Origin of the sequence: Leptospira ellinghausenii, assembly GCF_003114815.1 — a bacterium.
Taxonomy (GTDB): domain Bacteria; phylum Spirochaetota; class Leptospiria; order Leptospirales; family Leptospiraceae; genus Leptospira_A; species Leptospira_A ellinghausenii.
In genome coordinates this window covers 782,418-798,630 of sequence record NZ_BFAZ01000009.1, presented here as the reverse complement: position 1 = coordinate 798,630, position 16,213 = coordinate 782,418, and the positions used below count along the sequence as shown (strand labels likewise).

The window sequence follows — 16,213 nt, the reverse complement described above, 5'->3', positions numbered from 1 at the left end:
TATTTGATTAATATTAATCCAAAAAGAAAGATTTTTCAATGATTTGAGTGAAATCGAGGTTTTTTTCAAGTTTTTAGGATTGAAATTAATCCTTATTTTAGGAATCGTATAGTCATAAAGAAAAAGGGAATCGGAAAAAGAGGTTCCCGATCTAGAGAGGATCACATGAAAACAACAAAAATAATCGCAACAGGAATCTTAGCAATGGGACTTGCAACATCAAATCTACATGCTATAGACACAAACGAAAGATTGGAGCTTTTGGAGTCTGCTATGATTGAACAAGCAACTACTCCAGCGCAAAAATCTGCAGTTTCAGAATACCTTGCGAATGTTGCGAAAGAAAAAACAGAATTGGCTCAAGCTCTTCGTGATAGAGCTGGATCAACTCGAGGTGGTAAAGCTCTTAGCCAAATGAACGAGAAGAAAGAACTTCTTCGCCGTGCTGAGGCTCTTGAAAAAGAAGCTAAAAAATACCAAACTGTCTCTATGGACATGCGTGCAGAGTCCATGCAGGTAGCTCACAACTAAGCACTCAATTTCCAATTGAGTCTCGCGAGAAAGGTCAGGTTCGCCTGGCCTTTTTTTATGCCCTGTTGATAAATGCTTTCCAAACTATCCAATTATGTGACATAATTAATATATGGTTGACACCCCCCAAGAAATCAAAGAAAAACGATTTGGGCGTGTGATTCCGATCCTCCTTGTTTTCTCAGGGCTTTTGGCTCTCGGATTGGTATTTAGATGGGGTAGGCCAGTCAAACCAGTCGTTCGTGTGGAATGGGAAGGTCAAAAGTACCTAACTCCAACGGACCTTTTGGTTTACTTGGGAACGGATGCAGACTCGCCTAATATGAGTGATTGGAAGGATTGGGAAAAAAAACTCTCCAGTCATCCTCGGATCAAAAAAGTTCGAATCACAAGAGATCCTGATGGATTTCTTTTGGTTCATATAGAGGAGAAAGTCGCAGAATTTGTCATACATGTAGGAAGTTCTTTATACGAAGTGGATGAAAATTTGGAGATCTTATCCAAAGACCAAGTTTTAAATACCCATTTAATCGTCATTAGCGGGTCATTCGTTGTTGGAGAACATAAACTAGAAGGCAGACAGATTTTTGATATTACCAAAGAAATGCGATATGCCCTATCTCTTTACCCTGCCCTTTCCACTCGAATTTCCGAACTTGTCGCTGAACGTGACGGTAATTATACAATGTACTTAAAATCACCAAAATCAATGAAAGTTTTTATAGGTGATAAATTAGAATTAAACGTATTTCGTAAGTTATATGCATCTCTTGCTTATATGGAAGCTGAGTCCATCAAAGCGGTCTCTATTGATTTAAGAGGAGAAGACGCAGTATACCATTAATATGATCGAAGATGATTCACCTATTATAACTGCATTGGATCTCGGATCTTCTCTTATCAAGGTTGTCATTGGACGACTGTTAGGAGAGCATGAAATTGAAATCATTGGAACAGGAGTTTATCCTTCTACTGGGATCAAAAACGGTTCTATTGTTAATATTGAAACCACCACTAAGTCCATCATAGAGGCGTTTGGTGATGCAGAACTCATGGCTGGCCAAGAGATCACTTCTGTTGTTGTGAATGTTTCTGGAAAATCAGTACATGGTTTTAATGAAAAAGGAATCATTGCTGTTACAAACAGAGAACGGATTGTTTCGGAAATGGATATCATGCGTGTTGTGGAAGCAGCACAAGCTGTACATGTTCCCAATGACCAACAAGTAATTCATGTTCTTACAAAAGAATTCAAAGTAGATGACCAAGTGAACATCAAAGATCCAATTGGGATGACAGGTGTTCGTTTAGAAGCCGAAGTTCATATTGTGTCCTGTGGAAACACTGCTCTCAATAATATTGATCGTTGTGTGGAACAAGCAGGGCTTTTGCAAATGGACAAAGTTTTATCAAGCCTTGCCTCTTCTGAAGCTATTTTGACAGCTGGTGAAAAAGATTTAGGAACAGCAGTTGTCGATATTGGTGCAGGCATTTGTGATATCATCATTTATGTGGATGGGGGAATCGCATTTTCCTCGGTTGTTCCGTTTGGTGGATTTCATATCACAAGTGATATTTCCATTGGACTTAAAACCACTGTAGAAACAGCAGAAATCATCAAAAAACGATACGGCCACACAAAAATTGATATGGTGGACCCAACAGAAAAATTTGAAATTCCATCTATATCAGGTCGTCCATCACGTTCTGTATTCCGCCAAGAACTTGTTGAAATTTTAGAACCAAGGGTTCGTGAAATTTTAGAAATGATCGACCATGAACTGGTACGATCAGGGTATAAGTCAAGTTTGGCGGGAGGAGTGATCCTAACAGGAGGCACTTCTTTATTACAGGGCATTGAATCCACTGCAGAAGAGGTACTTCGATTATCTGTAGGACGTGCAAAACCAGCAGGAATGAGTGGTCTTGTGGAAAGAATTGCAAGCCCTGAATATGCAACTGCGGTTGGCCTAATCAAATACAGTTCAAAAATACAAAACTTGGAACAAAAAAACATGCATTCCGTTTCCGAAGGAGAGGGATGGATGAAGAAGGTTCGTCGTTGGATGGAGAATAATCTCTAAGGAAAAATGAATGTTATACCTAGAAGAAGAAAAAACTAGCCCAGCTATTATCAAAGTCATTGGAGTTGGCGGTGGTGGAATGAATGCCGTCACAAGAATGGTACATTCCAAAATGACAGGTGTTGACTTCATTGTGATGAACACCGACGAACAAGTATTACTCAAATCTCCCGTCGAAGTCAAAATCCAATTGGGTAATAAAGTGACCCGTGGTATGGGTGCTGGAGGTGATCCTGAACTCGGAGAAAAAGCCGCTTTAGAAGATAAGGAACGGATTGTATCTGCCTTAAAAGGTGCCGACATGGTGTTTGTCACTGCCGGAATGGGTGGTGGAACTGGAACTGGAGCTGCTCCGATCATTGCAGCAATTGCAAAAGAATTAAAATGTTTAGTGGTTGGTGTGGTAACAGTTCCTTTTTCATTTGAAGGGAAACGAAGAGCTGAACTTGCCAAACAAGGAATTGACCAACTTCGTGCGAATGTAGATACCCTGATCACCATACGTAATGATTCTATTTTCCAAGTAGTCGATAAAAATACTCCCGTGGACATGGCCTTTCGGGTGATCGATGATATCTTGTTAAATGGTGTTCGTGGCATCAGTGATATCATCAACCATCCAGGAATCATCAATGTGGATTTTGCTGATGTAAAAACCATCATGAAAGACACGGGTGATGCGATTTTGGGTGTAGGGGAAGGACGTGGGGAAACACGTGTTTCAGAAGCCGTGGAACAAGCGATCAACAATACCTTGCTCGAGGATTCGAGTATCCAGGGAGCTAAATCCCTTCTCATCAACGTAACGGGTGGAAACGATCTCACCATACATGAATGGAATGAAGTTTCCCAAATCATCACTGCACAAGCAGATCCAGATGCCAATATCATCATTGGTCTCAATGAAGACCAAAGCCTATCCGACCAAATCCGAGTAACAGTGATTGCTACAGGTTTCTCTAAAAAAGGAAAACAATACCAGAGAGAACAAAAGGTCGTCGGGTCTGAAGAATCGATTTCCCCAATGGTATATCTCAAAAAATCCGATGAAAAAGAATCTGGTTTTTCAAAAGAATCAGAAATCCCAAGAGGGATTCGACAAGGGAATCGAAGTTTTGGAGCACAAAAACAATCCTCCCCATTTCAAAATTATGGAGAGGATTATGATATTCCTGCTTTTTTACGAAGGAAAAACGATTAATCTAAAATAAGAACTGTTAGTTGGAGTAGGATCTCACCGATACAAATAAAGGTTTTCCTTCTTCCACTAACAATTTTCTCGGTGCACTTGTCACAACAGAACCTGGCGATTCTACTTTAAAATCGTATTCACCTGGTGCCAAAAAGATTCGTTTTACTTGGAAATTGGAAGGTATGGTCCTCCAACAACGAAGGTCTGGTGCAATGGTTTGTGAAACAGCAAGACCTGCAGCAGCCCCTGCTGCTACACGAATGAGACCGGAAACTAGGTCATTATTTTTCCCTTTTCCACCAGATTCAATGGCTCGTGCCATGGCTTCCGATGCTATCACTGCTGCGACTACCTTAAGTGATAAGGAAGTTAGGTTTTTGGTAATGAGAGCTTTGTAGTTCTCATTAAAATTGTTCATCGCTGTTTCGGAGTAATTGTTCATGATGTCGGAATACCCAACATCCACTCCATTGATGTAATATCGTTTGGGAAGGGAACCTTTTGGATCTCTTTCTTTATAAACAGGAATTGGATTCTCTGCTACAGAAAGTGCTGCTATGGCTCCTGCGAGGGAGGCACCAGCCCCTTTGGCACGAAGTCCAACTTCTACTGCACCGCGAAGGGCAGCAGAAAAATATTCGTCTTCAATGAGGCGTCCTCTAGACATCTTGATCGCAGATTTTCCTGCCTCATGAATGATAATGACTTCTGAAAGTTTTTCATTTTCAGGTGAAGTTCTTTGCATGGAACGATTGTAAGCTTGTAAGCTAGAACGGCCTGCAGAGTATTTCGATTGGTCTGAAGAATCTCCTTCTCGGTAAGCTAACATATATCTATCGGCAATTAGGTTTTGGCTTTTGCCGATGAGTTGTTCCATATTTTTGTATTGAACTCTTGCATCATTATAACGACCAAGTTTTTCAGATACATACGCATCGATGAGACGAGCTGCATTGTTTTGGCGGTATTCTGCTGCCAAAAAACGCATTTCTTTCAGTTCAAAATCCAATCGTCTGAAATATATTTTTGCGTTATTAGTGTCACCTTGTAACAGGTAATTGTTCGCTATGTAAAACTTAATCATTACCCTTTCAAAATCTTCCCCAGTATAATTGGATTCGTTATCGGAAAGGATGAACGAAAGTCCAGACCGTGTCATACTGACTTTGATATTGTCTGCAATGTCTTCTGCTTCTTTGAAAACTTTATTGGAAGTGACGTAGTCACCTTTGGTATGAAAGATCATACCAGCTTCCATCAAAAATAGAAGTTTGTCCTTATTCGATGAACCTTCAAACAGTTCTCTAATTTTAGGAATGGCAGAATCATAATCCTGTCCGTAGTATGCTGATTCGGTTGCTTGGATGACTTTGTTGTAATCACTGGCACAACCGAGAATGAGAAGAAAAAGAAAGAGAAATGATTTTTTCATGCAATGGTGGAAGGGATTACCAACTAACCCCTTTGTTTCCTCGAACTGCTAATTTTCTATACGATACCTTTTCTGACCAAACCGCAATGGTGGTTTCCACTTCTACGAGTTCAATGTTAATTGACTGCTCAACGATTTTTTCTCCATTCGATGTGAACATGTTTTCGTTGATGTCACAGCGAACAAAAAAGTTAGGGGATTTCAGTTTTCCAATGGATAAACGATTGGAAGTGAGTCCGGACAAACTGAACTGGATTTCATTGAGAGATTGTTCTCTTGTTTTGGTACGAACTGTGTAAATTTTATTTTTGATGAGTTTGGATACAAACGCATTGTCAAAAAGTTCTGTTTGGATTTGTTCTGATGTATCGTTACGTGTAGGGAAGTGTGCCACAAAAACACCTTCTTCATGTGGGTTTTCTTTGAAATACTCCCCAATTTGGCCTGCTAATTTTTCGGCCGCTTTCACCAATTCTTGGCTAGTCAGTCCACCTGAGTCGGAGATATAATCATCAGCATTGTCGAGTCTTTTGGGACTGGAACTGCATTGGAATAAGAATCCTACTAAGAGAAAGGAGAATAGAATTTGTTTCATAACCCCACTTATATGGGGGATGGAAACATGTCTTGTCAATTCCAAAAATCCGATTTCAATTCCTCGATTTTAGAACTACGATAAAAAGTTTTTTCCTCTTCGGACATTTCCTTCATTTCCCTCTCGTACAGTAACTCGACTACCTGTCGGTAAAAGGAAGGACTTTCCCAGGATTGGATGTCCCATTTTTCCTGTTGGTAAAGTGTTTCTTTTTTACGTAGAAAAATGCGTTTTCGTTCCCTTGCATAACTATAGGGATTTCTCTGAATGTAATCCTCCAAAAAAGACAATAAAATCATAGGTGGAGAAGTAGGGTGTTTTGGAAAAATAAGATCATTTAAAAATTTGGGAAATATTTCTTCTTTGAGGCGGTTTACGGCCGTTAGTTTTTCGTATTGGGAGAGTGAAGGAGAAGATTCAATTTCCAAACTTTTGTCCTTCCAATTCATAAAAGCGACATAGACAGCATATAAAACATTCCCTCTTTCATCTGGAAATTCTTGGAGTAAATAACGATATGTTTCTTCTCTGTCCCCATTCCAGAGATAGGATTCCTTACCTCGAATCGTTTCCAAAAAATCCCTAAGGTCACTTGGATACCCTGGCCCTTTTAGGACCTCTGGGCGATTTTGTAACCTCTGCCAATAGATCTCGGAATGTGAATCAAAAGAGGATTCTTTGGGATTCTCTTTGGTTTTTTTGAGAAAAAGGATATAGACAAGACCACCAAGTAAGAAGGAGAGTAGAATTGTGATGAATAGGATGAAGATGGTTTTCTTTTTGTTCATTGGCATTGTGTGTATGGACTTTGCCTGTACGAAAAAATCCAGTGAAGATTCAAATTCAGAACTTTTGAGTACGTTACTCACTCAAGGGAGCCCCGTGCAATCTGCTTGTCAAAGATTTATTCTGACAGAAGCAAATTGTGTGGCAGTGGCTGAAGTAAGTACAAACGTTTGCCCAGGTCTTATCTCCAAATTAAAAGCACAGATCCAACCAAGAGAATTGAGTACGGATTCAGTCGCTGTTTTGTATTTTGATTGTTTTTCGAAAATTAACTTAACTTATAATATTGCAAAAGCATGTAACCAGAGTTCATTTGCCTCCAATTCCGAATATAGAAGAGTCCAACGTACAGGAACTTCCTCTGCGGAAACTTCATGGCAAGAAGCAATGAACCAATGTGGTTCTCTTGAGAATTCCGTTCCACCCGTTGATTCGGGACTTCGTGAAACAGACACCGTACTTGGGTCTGATCCATTCCAATGATTGTTAATAGGAGTATAAAATGTCACTAGTCACAAAAGACCAATTGGTTCAAAAATTAAATCCCATTTACCTTCCTCATGAAATTGAGGAACGTATCCTCCCTCTTACCGAAGAAATCAATCGATTGAAAAAAGAAAAAAATGCCGTGATCCTCGGTCATAATTATATGACACCCGATGTATTTTGGGGGGTGTCCGATATCATTGGTGATTCATTGTATCTTTCTAAGATGGCGAAAGAAACATCTGCCTCTATGATATTGTTTAATGGAGTACATTTTATGGCGGAAACTGCCAAAATTTTATCTCCTGAAAAAAAGGTACTCATTGCTGATCCAAAAGCAGGTTGTTCCCTTGCTGAATCGATCACTCGAGATGATGTTAAAGCATTAAAAGCAAAATACCCTGGTGTTCCAGTTGTTACCTATGTGAACTGTTCGGCGGAAGTGAAGGCAGAAACGGATGTTTGTTGTACTTCAGCAAATGCCGTACAAATTGTAAATGCTGTGGAAGGGGATACTGTTATCTTTTTACCGGATGAATACTTAGCAGGCAATGTTCGGAACCAAACGACCAAAACCATCATCTCACATCCTGGCCGTTGTATGGTTCATGAGATGTATACTCCGGAGGATATCAGATCCGCAAAACGTTTGTTTCCTGGTGGAGTCACTGTCATCACTCACCCTGAGTGCCATGAAGATGTCGTAAAGGAAGCTGATTTTTCTGGTTCGACATCTCAAATGGTTGATTTCATTCGTAAGAGTAAAACTGATAAAATCATGTTAGTGACAGAATGTTCGATGGGAGATAATTTACGTGCTGAATTCCCTGAAAAAGAATTTGTCTCTACATGCCAAACATGCCCTCACATGAAAAAAATTACTTTGGAAAAAGTTAGAGATGCATTATTAAAAGAACAATTTGAAATCTTTTTGGATGAGGAAGTGATTTCACTTGCCCAAAAATCTGTAAATCGTATGTTAGAGTTGAGTTACAAAAAATAATATGTTTAGAGTTGGAAACGGAATCGATTTTCATAAATTAATCCATGAACCATTTCGCCCCCTGGTACTTGCAGGTGTGGAAGTGAAATCGGAATTTGCTTTTTTGGGTCATAGTGATGCGGACGTAGTTTTACATGCAGTGGCAGATGCAATTTTAGGTGCATTGGCACTTGGCGATATTGGGGTTCATTTCCCTGACACCGACCCACAGTATAAAAATATGAAATCCTCTGTGATCATTGATAAATGTTTAGAACTTCTAGACGAAAAAAAATTCAAACTCATCAATGTAGATTGTACGTATGTTGGTGATCATCCCAAAATAGGTCCCATCCGTGCTGAACTCAATGCATCTTTGGCACAAATCACAAAACTTCCGTTAGACTGTGTTTCCATCAAGGCGACAACTTCGGAAGGGATGGGAGCTTTAGGTAGAAGTGAAGGTGTGATGGTGATGGCAACTGTGCTCATCGAGAGCACAAAATAACACCATTAAAATCTTTTTTCTTTCAAAGTGGCGATGTGGTTTAAATCGGCATCGCTAAAAAATAAAAACAAAAGTTTAGAAATGAAATTGGGAGCCGTTTGGATTTCCAAAATTCCGTGGATACGAACGCCGTTCTCGGTCGGATCGAGTTGGTAGGTTTCTTTTAGAACTTCGTAATGTTTGAAACCTTGGCTTTCGATTTGGAAAGAAATTGTCGGTGTATTTGTGACAGAAGTTGTTTTGCATTTCACCGTTTCCCCTAAGGTTTTTGATTCCCATTCTTCGCCCACTACAGGAGCTCGAGAGGATTTTGGTTGGAAGGATTCATACAAATTCTTTAAGGTTTGGTCAGGTTTTAATTTTACCTCCCAATTACGCTCCAAACGAGTTTCCTTTTGACCTAAGACGGCAAAAACAAAAACAAAGAGAAAGATTCCAAAAACTCTTAGATACCAAATCATATCTCCATTGAAAAATCTATTGCCTAGGGATCGATTGAAATTTATTTTTCTCCTACCGAAGGGGAATCTTCGGGAGGGTTTAGCCACTGCATTCTGCTAGAGAAATATCATCAAAACGAGTATCAGGCCTCATCCAAGTATATGAGCGTGAACAAAATCTTTCGATTCACACGAACCCTTTTCCTGATATTTTAGATGATACCACCTACAATCGTATTCTTAAGGATCCCAATTATTGGATTTCTCAGTCCTTAGAAGATAAAATCATCCAACAAATTACCTCCTCTTTGGATATTTCAGGAATTTTATACCATGTGGGAACAGAAACATTGATTACCAATGCCTATGATTTATTACCACATGATGATTCTAGGATTGATTTAGTGGAAATGATCTATAGGTTACCTATTTTGATTGGTCGCCTAACAAGAGCAGTTTACTTAAATGTAAAACCGATTGCAGACAAACATGTGAAATTCGTTTTTACATACCTTCCTGAGTTCCAAGAAAAATGGTATGATGCAGTATTTTTCCAAGGTATGTTAAATGGCCTTGCTGTCCTCTTTGAACTCAAAGAATTTAATATCCGAATGACAAAAACCAAACTTTTTGGCATTCACATTTCTCACAAAGAATTGGGTGAGGAAATACAATTTGGTTCCGATGCCAATGAATACGAATTGGAATGGAAAGATGAAGTTTTGTATTTATCTAGATCACATCTAACTAAAGAAAACGTTTCTTCTCGCCATCGTGTGATGGTTACCTCTCGCTCAGAAACAACATTGGAAGAGATGTCAATTGTCGATGTAAGAGATGTTGTCGGTAAATCACGTGAACTTGCGATTGAAAATCGTGATTTGGAAGCAGCCGTTGAAGTACTGAAGTCTTTCAAACAAGAGTTAGAAAAAAAACAACTCTCCATGGCAAAGGACCTTCGCCTTGCAAAAAACATCCAAAAGGGATTGATACCTGAAATTATCCCTGATTGGAATGGGATTCAATTTTGGACGGGTTTTAGTCCCATGCAAGAAGTGAGTGGGGATTATTACGATTATTTTCCCTACCATGCTGATAAGTTAGGTGTTGCTGTTTGTGATGTATCGGGTCATGGAGTCCCTGCTGCTTTTATCACTGCACTTTCGAAAATGTTATTTTCGAATTTTAAAAAACCTAAACCATCGGAAACATTTAAATTAATCAATCGTGAGTTACTTGACCTTGTCAAACAACAAGGTTACACCACTTGTGTTTACCTTCTCATCCACTCTGATTACAAAGTTGTGTATTCAATTGCGGGTCACCCAAGACCCATTATATTCCGCCTCCGAACTGGCAAAGCAGAAGTATGTGAAGGTGAAGGAACATTCTTAGGAATGTTTCCTGACGCTGGAGATACATACAGTGACTTACACCTCCAATTGGAACCTGGAGATAAATTATTCTTATACACAGATGGATTAACAGAAGCTGAGAATGATCATGGTCATGCATTCGGAGAAATTAAACTTTTACAATTAATCGAAGAAAATGCAAATGCCACAATCCAAGAGACAGTTGAATCCATCATGAACCATCATAGAGAGTTTACGATGGGAACAGATGCAATGGATGACATCACTTTACTTGGATTACAGTTGTCACCACGACTGGCAGAGTTTCATCAGATTAAACGACAAGGAGATCAGGCCTATCATCAAAAAGATTACAATACTGCAGTCAATTGTTATGAAAAGGCACACCAAATCTTACCAAGAGAACTGAATACCCAATTAGCATATGGTAAGGCTTTGGCATACTACGGAAAATTTGATGAAGCAATATCGATGTTGGAATCTTATAATAAATTTAAGACCAACCATTTTAAATCACATGCAATTTTAGGTTATTGTTATTACCAAGTGGAACAATACGAAAAAGCCGAATTGGAATGGAAAAAAGCTTATTCCATTAATGATTCGAATTTATCTAATTTATATAATTTAGCACAACTTTACCGCAAATTGAATCAAAAACAAAAAATGAAAGATGTGATCGATAAAATGAAATACATTGAATCCACGTATTTACATATCCTTCCACTGGAAAAAAAGTGGGAGTTATTGCCTGATGAATCGAATTAAGGTTATTTTACTTTCTCTTTGTTTATTTCATTTTAGTTTTCCGAGAGACCATAGTTTCCATTCTGATTTTAGTTTGGAGTGGTGTTATTTTGTCGGCCAACTCCAAACCGAATCTGGAAATTCATACGGATACGAACTTTCCTTTTTTCGATTGAAGTTTTCTGATGGTGAAAATTGGAATCCTGAAGTATTTCCTGTTCATTTTGCAATTTCAGATCTTTCGAGACGAAAACATAAAACTGCACAGACCATCAAACGGAACTTAAGTGGTCTTGCTGGTTACGATCAAAGTAGAATTTTTAGCGGTGAATATGAATTTCAAATTCTTTCAAAAGATAAGTTTTTAATCAAAGCAAAACCAAAATCAAATGAAATCGCAATTGAATTCACTTTAGAAGGGAATGGAAAAGTTTTGTCCCAAGGAAAAAATGGAATTTCCATTAAATCTAAACGGAACCCAAATATATTTTCGTATTATTATAGTTATCCGAGGCTCAAAACCAAAGGCAAATTGGTTTTTTTGGGGAAACAAGAAACCATTGTATCGGGAGACTCATGGATGGACCATGAATGGAGTGAAAAATCATTTCAAAACATTCCTACCTTAGCAAAAGGCCAATCTGCTTGGGATTGGATTTGTCTCATGGATGAACAGGGTGGTGATTATGTATTTTTTCGGTTTAGAGAATCACCCGAACAAACTCCTGAAATATTTGGGACGTATCGTGATGCAAATGGCAACGTAACTTATTGGAATGATCCAAAAGATATCCAAATGGTTCCAACTGGATCTTCCTGGAAGAGTAATCAAACGAAAATCATCTACCCTTTACATTGGAAAATCAAATACCCTGGTGGTGAGTGGATTGTTTCTCCCATTTTCAATGAACAAGAGTTTGATGGCAGTGATTCCACAAAAACCATCTATTGGGAAGGGGCGGTTCTAGCCAAAGATCCAATAGAAAAAAAGTCAGCCAAAGGATATTTAGAATTGAAAGGTTATCAAAAATCGAAAGACTGGTGGGAGTTCTAAGCCATGTGGAAATATTTTTTAAAACGATTTTTATTAATTTTTCCTACCCTTTTAGGAATCACTTTTTTAGTTTTTCTCATCTCTCATTTTGCACCTGGTGGCCCACTGAATAGTGAAATTGCAAAACTCAAAGGTGCGGGTAATTTAGCGGGAGCATCAACCAAACAAATTTCCCAAGAAGAAATTGAACTCATCAAAAAAAGACTTCATTTGGATAAACCGGCCCCAGTTGCCTATTTTTATTGGCTAAAACAAATTGTTCAATTTGACCTTGGAGAATCCAGATTGCACTCAAGAAAGGTTTCTGATCTCATTGTAGAAAAACTTCCTGTATCTTTGTTTTTTGGACTTTCAGGTTTTTTTCTAACCTACTTTATTTGTATCCCACTTGGAATCCAAAAAGCTCTGAAAGAAGGCAGTCATTTTGATTTCATTTCTAGTTTTATTATCTTTTTTACATATTCATTACCAGTATTCGCCTTTGCGATGTTACTATTGTATTTGTTTGCTTCTGGAGAAGTTTTTTCCTTATTTCCCTTGGGACATGAAGTATCGGATTTTTATGAGGATTTAAGTGTTTGGGGTAAGGTAAAAGATAGATTGGCTCATATGTTTTTACCTGTGATTTGTTATGTAGTTGGTAGTTTTGCAGTTCTCACGTTACTCATGAAAAATAGTTTGTTAGATCAAATTGCAAAAGAATATGTAAGAACTGCAATTTCCAAAGGTCTTAGTTTTTCAGATTCCATTTTTAAACATGCATTCCGAAACTCACTCATACCCATTGCAACGGGATTTGGTAGTAATTTAACTTTGATATTTTCTGGATCCTTATTCATTGAACTTGTTTTCAACATTGATGGAATGGGTTTACTCAGCTTTGAAGCCGTTCGAGAAAGGGATACTGATTTAATGATGGGCCTACTCCTCGCACAAAGTTTTTTAGGTCTCATTGGCAAAATTGTCTCTGATTTTTGTTATATTTTGATAGATCCGAGGATTGATTTCGAATGAAGTTTATATCAAACCCGGCAAACATACGTAAGTGGGAAAAATTCAAAAAAAATAAAAGAGCCTATTATTCATTACTTGTGCTCTTTTACACATATCTTATTTCTTTGTTTTCCCCACTTCTCATTAACAACAAACCATTGTTTGTATTGTATGAAGGATCGGTCTCATTTCCCATTTTCCAGTTTTATCCCGAAACCAAATTTGGTGGGAATAATTTAACGGAACCAAATTATAAAAAGTTAAATCGGGAGCCTAGGTTCCAAGATTCTTCCAATCGCATGGTGTTCCCACCGATCCCATTTGGTGTGAATGAAGATAATTTAGACAGTTTAGAAGAAGGAACAAATCCGCCTTCCAAACCAACATTTCGGCATTGGATGGGGACTGATGATCGTGGACGTGATGTGTTTACTCGTATCGTTTATGGGTATCGATTGGCGATGACATTTAGTTTGATTCTCATCGTAGTTGAAATTTTACTAGCTTCCTTTATTGGTGGGGTTCAAGGTTATTTTGTTGGACGATTGGATTTATTTTTGCAAAGGATCATTGAAATCCTTTCTGCAATTCCATTTCTCTATTTGATCCTCATCATGGGTTCATTTTTTGGCAGGGGATTTATGGTTCTTATTGTCACTTATGGATCACTCAGTTGGATTGGACTTAGTTATTATATGCGTGGCGAGTTTTTAAAGCTCCGCAAACAACAGTTTGTTGATGCAGCAAAAACTTTGGGTGCCTCTTCCTATTCCATCATCATGCGTCATTTGTTACCAAATTCACTTACACCTCTTGTTACCTTTTTACCATTCATACTCATCTCTGCGATTTCAGTTTTATCAGCTTTGGACTTTTTGGGATATGGAATCCCCGCACCCAATCCTTCTTGGGGTGAACTCATTGGGCAAGGAAGAGAACGTTTAACTGCTTGGTGGCTCATTACCTTTCCATCGGTTGCCTTATTTTTAACGATATTGTTCTCTGCCTTTGTGGGAGAGGGATTAAGAGATGCTTTTGATCCAAAAGATAAGGTGGTTTACGAATGAACCCCAATCAGAAAGCCATTGAAGTTAAGGATCTAAGTGTCCATATCAAAACGGATGATGGAACGTTGCCAATTGTCAGTGGAATTAGTTTTCACTTAAAAAAAGGGGAAACATTGGCACTTGTTGGTGAATCTGGTTGTGGAAAATCCATTACATGTTTGGCATTAACCAAATTATTACCTTCTAACAATACCATTTATCCAACGGGTTCCATTTTGTTTGAAGGAAACAATTTATTAGAATCTTCCAGTGAAAAACTAAGGTCTGTTCGTGGAAGGGAAATTGCATATGTATTCCAAGAACCTTTTTCTTCTCTCAATCCATTACACAAAATTGGAAACCAATTAATTGAAAGTTTTTTATTACATGGACTTGGTTCCAAAGAAGAAGCTGAAAAAAAAGCAATTTATTTATTAGAACGAGTTGGAATCACGGATGCAAAACATCGATTGGAACAATATCCTAACCAATTTTCTGGTGGGATGTTACAAAGAGTTTGTATCGCAATGGCACTTATGTGTGATCCAAAAATTTTGATCGCAGATGAACCTACAAGTGCCATAGATGTCACCATCCAACTTCAGTTAATTGAATTACTCAAAGAACTAAGAAAAGAAAATGGAATGTCAGTGTTATTCATATCTCATGATATTGGACTTGTGAGCCATATTGCAGACAGGATTGCAGTGATGTATGCTGGTAAAATTGTGGAACAAGGGAGTGTGGATATGGTAATTGATTCTCCTAAACATCCATATACCAAAGCATTGATCTCTGCATATCCAACGCATGAAAATATTGGAAAAAAATTAGTAACAATTGATGGAATTGTTCCTTCACCAAAATCGTATCCAAGTGGTTGTCGATTTCACACTCGTTGTAAAGATAAATTAGAAATTTGTGATACATCAATCCCGAAATCAACCGTAGTGTCAGATTCACAAACAGTGGAATGTTTTTTATACGGAGGAAAAGAAAGTGCTTAATGTAACGGACTTGGTTGTTTCTTACAAACAATCCCAATCTCTTTCCTTTTCGACTAAACGCCTTGTGGCAGTTGATTCTGTACATTTTTCCATTCCAAAAGGAAAAATTTTGGGACTTGTTGGTGAGTCGGGTTGTGGAAAATCAACCATTGGCCGTGCCATTCTATCTTTACTACCAATTGATAAAGGATCCATTCATTTTGAAGACAAAGACATCACAAACATTTCAAAAGAAGAACAAAAACATTTAAGACGAAAAATCCAAGTTGTTTTTCAAGATCCATATTCTTCATTAAACCCTCGTTTTACGATTGAAGAAATCATTACAGAAGGCTTACAAATTCATTTTCCAAAATTGAGCTTGTCTGAAAAAAAAGAAAAGGCAATCAAAGCTTTATCAGAAGTCAATTTACCAGCTGACATCTTACATAGGTACCCACATGAATTCAGTGGAGGGCAAAGGCAAAGGATTGCTATTGCTAGGGCCTTAATCCTAGAACCAAATTTAGTTGTATGTGATGAAGCTGTATCTGCTTTGGATATTTCCACACAAGCCCAAGTGATCAATAACCTTCTTTTTCTAAGAGAAAAATATGGATTATCGTATTTGTTCATATCTCATGACTTAAATATCGTAAAACATGTTTCGGATCGGATCGCTGTGATGTACTTAGGCCAAATCGTAGAAGAGGGGAGCCGGGATGAAATCAGTAATCATCCGCTCCACCCATATACTAAAGCTCTCTTTTCCGCTAGTTTTGATTTAAAACAAAGAAACAAAATTTCGAAGCCACTCGTTGGGGAAATCCCAAGTATTATGAACCAACCAAAAGGTTGCCGGTTTCATACAAGGTGTCCGATTGCAAAAGAGATTTGCAAATCAGAAGAGCCAAAGGAAATTTATCCTTCGGAACTACATCGTGTGAAATGCCATTTTCCGATGTTATGAATTTG

At 38.1% G+C, this 16,213-nt stretch carries 17 protein-coding genes; 13 read left to right on the top strand and 4 right to left on the bottom strand.

Features of this window, described 5'->3' with window-relative positions:
* Positions 1 to 165 precede the first annotated feature (165 nt).
* From DI076_RS12255 to ftsZ, 4 genes are all read left to right on the top strand, one after another.
* On the top strand, positions 166 to 531 hold the full coding sequence (locus tag DI076_RS12255; RefSeq protein WP_108960119.1) for an LIC_10421 family protein: 366 nt from the start codon (positions 166 to 168) through the stop codon (positions 529 to 531).
* Positions 532 to 643: 112 nt separating this feature from the next.
* Positions 644 to 1,375: a cell division protein FtsQ/DivIB gene (locus tag DI076_RS12250; protein WP_108960118.1), complete on the top strand. Its 732-nt coding sequence runs from the start codon at positions 644 to 646 to the stop codon at positions 1,373 to 1,375.
* A gap of 1 nt (position 1,376) precedes the next feature.
* Entirely contained in the window at positions 1,377 to 2,615 is a 1,239-nt protein-coding gene (gene ftsA / locus DI076_RS12245) for a cell division protein FtsA (protein WP_108960117.1), read from the top strand.
* A 10-nt stretch (positions 2,616 to 2,625) separates the two neighbouring features.
* Positions 2,626 to 3,816: a cell division protein FtsZ gene (gene ftsZ, locus DI076_RS12240; RefSeq protein ID WP_108960116.1), complete on the top strand. Its 1,191-nt coding sequence runs from the start codon at positions 2,626 to 2,628 to the stop codon at positions 3,814 to 3,816.
* A 16-nt stretch (positions 3,817 to 3,832) separates the two neighbouring features.
* On the opposite strand, the gene DI076_RS12235 is transcribed toward ftsZ, so the two are convergent.
* The 3 genes from DI076_RS12235 to DI076_RS12225 are packed head-to-tail and all read right to left on the bottom strand — an operon-like array spanning position 3,833 to position 6,628.
* Positions 3,833 to 5,239, bottom strand: a complete 1,407-nt coding sequence (locus DI076_RS12235; protein ID WP_108960115.1) for a COG3014 family protein — start codon at positions 5,237 to 5,239, stop codon at positions 3,833 to 3,835.
* 16 nt (positions 5,240 to 5,255) lie between these two features.
* Positions 5,256 to 5,834 (bottom strand): penicillin-binding protein activator LpoB, encoded by a 579-nt coding sequence (locus DI076_RS12230; protein ID WP_100719688.1) that lies wholly within the window; start codon positions 5,832 to 5,834, stop codon positions 5,256 to 5,258.
* 35 nt (positions 5,835 to 5,869) lie between these two features.
* Positions 5,870 to 6,628: a hypothetical protein gene (locus tag DI076_RS12225; protein WP_108960114.1), complete on the bottom strand. Its 759-nt coding sequence runs from the start codon at positions 6,626 to 6,628 to the stop codon at positions 5,870 to 5,872.
* 7 nt (positions 6,629 to 6,635) lie between these two features.
* On the opposite strand from DI076_RS12225, the gene DI076_RS12220 reads away from it, so the two are divergent.
* The 3 genes from DI076_RS12220 to ispF are packed head-to-tail and all read left to right on the top strand — an operon-like array spanning position 6,636 to position 8,596.
* Positions 6,636 to 7,103, top strand: a complete 468-nt coding sequence (locus DI076_RS12220; protein ID WP_439957293.1) for a hypothetical protein — start codon at positions 6,636 to 6,638, stop codon at positions 7,101 to 7,103.
* Positions 7,104 to 7,122: 19 nt separating this feature from the next.
* On the top strand, positions 7,123 to 8,109 hold the full coding sequence (gene nadA, locus DI076_RS12215; RefSeq protein ID WP_108960112.1) for a quinolinate synthase NadA: 987 nt from the start codon (positions 7,123 to 7,125) through the stop codon (positions 8,107 to 8,109).
* A 1-nt stretch (position 8,110) separates the two neighbouring features.
* Positions 8,111 to 8,596 carry a 2-C-methyl-D-erythritol 2,4-cyclodiphosphate synthase gene (gene ispF / locus DI076_RS12210; protein WP_108960111.1) on the top strand — a complete coding sequence of 162 codons (486 nt, stop codon included), beginning with the start codon at positions 8,111 to 8,113 and terminating at the stop codon, positions 8,594 to 8,596.
* 5 nt (positions 8,597 to 8,601) lie between these two features.
* Here the strand turns inward: ispF and DI076_RS12205 are convergent, their stop codons facing one another.
* Positions 8,602 to 9,057, bottom strand: a complete 456-nt coding sequence (locus tag DI076_RS12205) for a hypothetical protein (protein ID WP_108960110.1) — start codon at positions 9,055 to 9,057, stop codon at positions 8,602 to 8,604.
* Between the two features lie 131 nt (positions 9,058 to 9,188).
* On the opposite strand from DI076_RS12205, the gene DI076_RS12200 reads away from it, so the two are divergent.
* The 6 genes from DI076_RS12200 to DI076_RS12175 are packed head-to-tail and all read left to right on the top strand — an operon-like array spanning position 9,189 to position 16,208.
* Positions 9,189 to 11,180, top strand: a complete 1,992-nt coding sequence (locus DI076_RS12200; protein WP_108960109.1) for a SpoIIE family protein phosphatase — start codon at positions 9,189 to 9,191, stop codon at positions 11,178 to 11,180.
* The gene (locus DI076_RS12195) at positions 11,167 to 12,213 is read left to right on the top strand and encodes a lipocalin-like domain-containing protein (protein WP_108960108.1); all 1,047 of its coding nucleotides are present in this window, start codon (positions 11,167 to 11,169) and stop codon (positions 12,211 to 12,213) included. The genes DI076_RS12200 and DI076_RS12195 overlap by 14 nt, the downstream gene beginning before the upstream one ends.
* 3 nt (positions 12,214 to 12,216) lie before the next feature.
* Positions 12,217 to 13,227: an ABC transporter permease subunit gene (locus DI076_RS12190; RefSeq protein WP_108960107.1), complete on the top strand. Its 1,011-nt coding sequence runs from the start codon at positions 12,217 to 12,219 to the stop codon at positions 13,225 to 13,227.
* The gene (locus DI076_RS12185; RefSeq protein WP_108960106.1) at positions 13,224 to 14,273 is read left to right on the top strand and encodes an ABC transporter permease; all 1,050 of its coding nucleotides are present in this window, start codon (positions 13,224 to 13,226) and stop codon (positions 14,271 to 14,273) included. The genes DI076_RS12190 and DI076_RS12185 overlap by 4 nt, the downstream gene beginning before the upstream one ends.
* On the top strand, positions 14,270 to 15,259 hold the full coding sequence (locus tag DI076_RS12180) for an ABC transporter ATP-binding protein (RefSeq protein WP_108960105.1): 990 nt from the start codon (positions 14,270 to 14,272) through the stop codon (positions 15,257 to 15,259). The genes DI076_RS12185 and DI076_RS12180 overlap by 4 nt, the downstream gene beginning before the upstream one ends.
* Positions 15,252 to 16,208: an ABC transporter ATP-binding protein gene (locus DI076_RS12175; RefSeq protein ID WP_108960104.1), complete on the top strand. Its 957-nt coding sequence runs from the start codon at positions 15,252 to 15,254 to the stop codon at positions 16,206 to 16,208. Before DI076_RS12180 ends, DI076_RS12175 begins: the two co-directional genes overlap by 8 nt.
* Positions 16,209 to 16,213 lie beyond the last annotated feature (5 nt).

Excerpts from the sequence above, each read along its gene's own strand:
- DI076_RS12235 (WP_108960115.1), bottom strand. The coding sequence starts at position 5,239 with ATGAAAAAATCATTTCTCTTTCTTTTTCTTCTCATTCTCGGTTGTGCC.
- DI076_RS12220 (WP_439957293.1), top strand. The coding sequence starts at position 6,636 with ATGGACTTTGCCTGTACGAAAAAATCCAGTGAAGATTCAAATTCAGAA.
- DI076_RS12180 (WP_108960105.1), top strand. The coding sequence starts at position 14,270 with ATGAACCCCAATCAGAAAGCCATTGAAGTTAAGGATCTAAGTGTCCAT.
- DI076_RS12230 (WP_100719688.1), bottom strand. The coding sequence starts at position 5,834 with ATGAAACAAATTCTATTCTCCTTTCTCTTAGTAGGATTCTTATTCCAA.
- nadA (WP_108960112.1), top strand. The coding sequence starts at position 7,123 with ATGTCACTAGTCACAAAAGACCAATTGGTTCAAAAATTAAATCCCATT.
- ispF (WP_108960111.1), top strand. The coding sequence starts at position 8,111 with ATGTTTAGAGTTGGAAACGGAATCGATTTTCATAAATTAATCCATGAA.
- DI076_RS12250 (WP_108960118.1), top strand. The coding sequence starts at position 644 with ATGGTTGACACCCCCCAAGAAATCAAAGAAAAACGATTTGGGCGTGTG.
- ftsA (WP_108960117.1), top strand. The coding sequence starts at position 1,377 with ATGATCGAAGATGATTCACCTATTATAACTGCATTGGATCTCGGATCT.
- ftsZ (WP_108960116.1), top strand. The coding sequence starts at position 2,626 with ATGTTATACCTAGAAGAAGAAAAAACTAGCCCAGCTATTATCAAAGTC.
- DI076_RS12255 (WP_108960119.1), top strand. The coding sequence starts at position 166 with ATGAAAACAACAAAAATAATCGCAACAGGAATCTTAGCAATGGGACTT.
- DI076_RS12205 (WP_108960110.1), bottom strand. The coding sequence starts at position 9,057 with ATGATTTGGTATCTAAGAGTTTTTGGAATCTTTCTCTTTGTTTTTGTT.
- DI076_RS12190 (WP_108960107.1), top strand. The coding sequence starts at position 12,217 with ATGTGGAAATATTTTTTAAAACGATTTTTATTAATTTTTCCTACCCTT.
- DI076_RS12195 (WP_108960108.1), top strand. The coding sequence starts at position 11,167 with ATGAATCGAATTAAGGTTATTTTACTTTCTCTTTGTTTATTTCATTTT.
- DI076_RS12225 (WP_108960114.1), bottom strand. The coding sequence starts at position 6,628 with ATGCCAATGAACAAAAAGAAAACCATCTTCATCCTATTCATCACAATT.
- DI076_RS12185 (WP_108960106.1), top strand. The coding sequence starts at position 13,224 with ATGAAGTTTATATCAAACCCGGCAAACATACGTAAGTGGGAAAAATTC.